Genomic DNA, 2,975 nt, shown 5'->3' with positions numbered 1-2,975 from the left:
AAGTGGTGGGTGATGACGGGATCGAACCGCCGACCCCCTCCTTGTAAGGGAGGTGCTCTCCCAGCTGAGCTAATCACCCACTTCTCAATTTCTTGCTACACGGCGGAGACTACATAAAGTAGTTGGTGGGTGATGACGGGATCGAACCGCCGACCCCCTCCTTGTAAGGGAGGTGCTCTCCCAGCTGAGCTAATCACCCCCGCTGTGTGGAGTCGCATTATAGGGAGAGTTCAAAATGAGTCAACGCATTTTCTAAAGAAATTGTTCGTTCGTCGTAAATTTAAGCAAGATGATCGCAAAACAGACCGTGTTGCGCAATTTGTCAACGAAAACAATAATGCGTAAGGTAGAAACCCGAACTACATTGAGGAATCAGGCGGGAGTGATAGAATATCGCCCACTCAATTTTTCCAGGATTTGCCGGTTGTCGGCATCTTTCTAAACGTAAGGCCATTTCATGAAAATCAAAACTCGCTTCGCGCCAAGCCCAACAGGCTATCTGCACGTTGGCGGCGCGCGTACTGCTCTTTACTCCTGGCTTTTTGCACGTAACCACGGCGGTGAGTTCGTGCTGCGTATTGAAGACACCGATCTTGAGCGTTCCACGCCGGAAGCTATCGAAGCCATTATGGATGGCATGAACTGGCTGAGCCTGGAGTGGGATGAAGGTCCGTACTACCAGACCAAACGTTTTGATCGCTACAACGCGGTGATCGATCAGATGCTGGAAGAGGGCACTGCTTATAAATGCTATTGCTCTAAAGAGCGCCTGGAAGCGCTGCGCGAAGAGCAAATGGCGAAAGGTGAGAAGCCGCGTTATGACGGTCGCTGCCGCCACAGCCATGAGCATCATGCTGATGATGAACCGTGTGTTGTACGTTTTGCTAACCCGCAGGAAGGTTCTGTTGTTTTTGACGATCAGATCCGTGGTCCGATCGAGTTCAGCAACCAGGAACTGGACGATCTTATTATCCGCCGTACCGATGGTTCCCCAACCTATAACTTCTGTGTGGTTGTCGATGACTGGGATATGGAAATCACCCACGTTATCCGTGGCGAAGACCATATCAACAACACGCCACGCCAGATCAACATTCTTAAGGCCCTGAAAGCGCCGGTGCCGGTTTACGCGCACGTTTCTATGATCAATGGCGATGACGGTAAAAAACTGTCCAAACGTCACGGGGCAGTCAGCGTAATGCAGTATCGTGATGACGGTTATTTGCCAGAAGCACTGCTGAACTATCTGGTGCGTCTGGGCTGGTCCCACGGCGATCAGGAAATCTTCACTCGTGAAGAGATGATCAAATACTTCACTTTGAATGCCGTCAGCAAATCTGCCAGTGCGTTCAACACCGACAAGCTGCTGTGGCTGAACCATCACTACATTAACGCGCTGCCGCCGGAGTATGTTGCTACTCACTTACAGTGGCACATTGAGCAGGAAAATATCGATACCCGTAACGGCCCGCAGCTGGCTGATCTGGTGAAACTGCTGGGCGAACGCTGCAAGACGCTGAAAGAGATGGCACAGAGCTGCCGTTATTTCTACGAAGATTTTGCTGAGTTCGATGCCGACGCCGCGAAAAAACATCTGCGTCCGGTAGCGCGTCAGCCGCTGGAAGTGGTTCGTGACAAACTGGCCGCGATTACTGACTGGACCGCTGAAAACGTTCATCACGCTATTCAGGCGACGGCGGATGAGCTGGAAGTGGGTATGGGTAAAGTTGGTATGCCGCTGCGTGTCGCCGTAACCGGTGCGGGGCAGTCTCCAGCACTGGATGTTACCGTTCACGCAATTGGTAAGACCCGCAGTATCGAGCGTATCAACAAAGCGCTGGATTTTATTGCTGAACGCGAAAATCAGCAGTAATTAGCGTGTAAAAAGATAAACGGCAGGAGATAATATCCTGCCGTTTTTTATTTATGCTGATTCGTCAATATCGAGACGGGCGAGGAAATTGCGAATTCCTTCACGTGACAAAAATTGCGCGACTTTTTCCTGCTCAATGTCTGTCATATTATCTATCGCGTTGATGATTTGTCGATACGCCGGGGCGCGTGCTCCAGGAGCGTATTCAGCAATTCTCTCTTCAGCTTCCATCAACATTGGTGTGTTATGGAAGGCTGGCGTGTTCTGAATAAACTCGCAAACTTGCGTATCGACCAGAATAAGTCTGGCACGACCGCCTTTCACGCCGGGAAATTTTTCCGTTTTCCAGCCTTTTTCTCTGATCCAACGGTTAACAGTTTGTTTAGCCACACCGAGGCATTCAGCCAGTTCTTCGGTGGTCATTTTATTGCGTAATCTTTTCATATTATTTGCTATCGCGAATCCCTAAGCGTTGTAACAATCCGATAATCCCTTCCCGCAGAAGCAAGGATGTAAACTGTTTTTGTTCAACTGGCGTCATCTCTTTCGCCAGTGTCACCAGCAATACTTCAAGCGGCGCATCACCAGAAAGGGCAGGCGCTTCTCCCTGACCTTCTGGACGTTCAGCATTGCGAATATATTCACGAACCTGTTCATTGACGTGAACCAGTCGGGCTTTGCCACCCTGGACGCCAGGTTTTGGTGACGTTGTCCAGCCTTCCTTGCGTACCCATTTATTAATGGTCTGGCGGCTATAGCCGGTCAGTCTGGCAAGTTCATCTGGTGTCATCCTCTCCTTGAACATAACAATTCCCTGAATGTATGTGGGTCTATTAGTAGTTCATTTTATAACACCACTTTACAGGAAACCGTGACATGAATAACTACTGAATGCGAGCGGTTTTCCAAAATTGTTCATTTGCCTGATTTTTCAGCGATTGAAACTACACGTTGCAATTTGCCGTTGACACATTCGGGCGGAATTCATATGATGCCGCCCGTCAACTCGACAAACTTTACGTGACGGGGCTATAGCTCAGCTGGGAGAGCGCTTGCATGGCATGCAAGAGGTCAGCGGTTCGATCCCGCTTAGCTCCACCAA

At 49.8% G+C, this 2,975-nt stretch carries 3 protein-coding genes and 3 tRNA genes; 2 read left to right on the top strand and 4 right to left on the bottom strand.

Annotated features, from left to right (window positions below; all coding sequences use genetic code 11):
• Nucleotides 1-3: 3 nt before the first annotated feature.
• A tRNA-Val gene (locus RTW80_RS23620) sits at nucleotides 4-79 on the bottom strand.
• A 44-nt stretch (nucleotides 80-123) separates the two neighbouring features.
• Nucleotides 124-199 (bottom strand) — tRNA-Val (locus RTW80_RS23615).
• Between the two features lie 258 nt (nucleotides 200-457).
• Here RTW80_RS23615 and gltX point away from each other — a divergent pair.
• Entirely contained in the window at nucleotides 458-1,873 is a 1,416-nt protein-coding gene (gene gltX, locus RTW80_RS23610) for a glutamate--tRNA ligase (protein ID WP_000695655.1), read from the top strand.
• Nucleotides 1,874-1,924: 51 nt separating this feature from the next.
• Here gltX and RTW80_RS23605 read toward each other — a convergent pair whose 3' ends face one another.
• Nucleotides 1,925-2,317: a MerR family transcriptional regulator gene (locus tag RTW80_RS23605; protein ID WP_000826503.1), complete on the bottom strand. Its 393-nt coding sequence runs from the start codon at nucleotides 2,315-2,317 to the stop codon at nucleotides 1,925-1,927.
• Nucleotide 2,318: 1 nt separating this feature from the next.
• A complete protein-coding gene (locus RTW80_RS23600; RefSeq protein ID WP_000472021.1) occupies nucleotides 2,319-2,678 on the bottom strand; it encodes a YfeC-like transcriptional regulator in 360 nt (119 codons plus the stop codon).
• Between the two features lie 220 nt (nucleotides 2,679-2,898).
• Between RTW80_RS23600 and RTW80_RS23595 the strand changes: the two genes are divergently transcribed.
• Nucleotides 2,899-2,974, top strand: a tRNA-Ala gene (locus RTW80_RS23595).
• Nucleotide 2,975 lies beyond the last annotated feature (1 nt).

Origin of the sequence: Escherichia sp. AM3, from assembly GCF_032029835.1 — a bacterium.
Taxonomy (GTDB): Bacteria; Pseudomonadota; Gammaproteobacteria; order Enterobacterales; family Enterobacteriaceae; genus Escherichia; species Escherichia coli.
Note: the sequence above shows the minus strand (reverse complement) of the source record. Positions and strands in the feature narration are given on the sequence as shown.

Coding starts and splice junctions, on each gene's coding strand:
- gltX (WP_000695655.1), top strand. CDS start 458: ATGAAAATCAAAACTCGCTTCGCGCCAAGCCCAACAGGCTATCTGCAC.
- RTW80_RS23605 (WP_000826503.1), bottom strand. CDS start 2,317: ATGAAAAGATTACGCAATAAAATGACCACCGAAGAACTGGCTGAATGC.
- RTW80_RS23600 (WP_000472021.1), bottom strand. CDS start 2,678: ATGTTCAAGGAGAGGATGACACCAGATGAACTTGCCAGACTGACCGGC.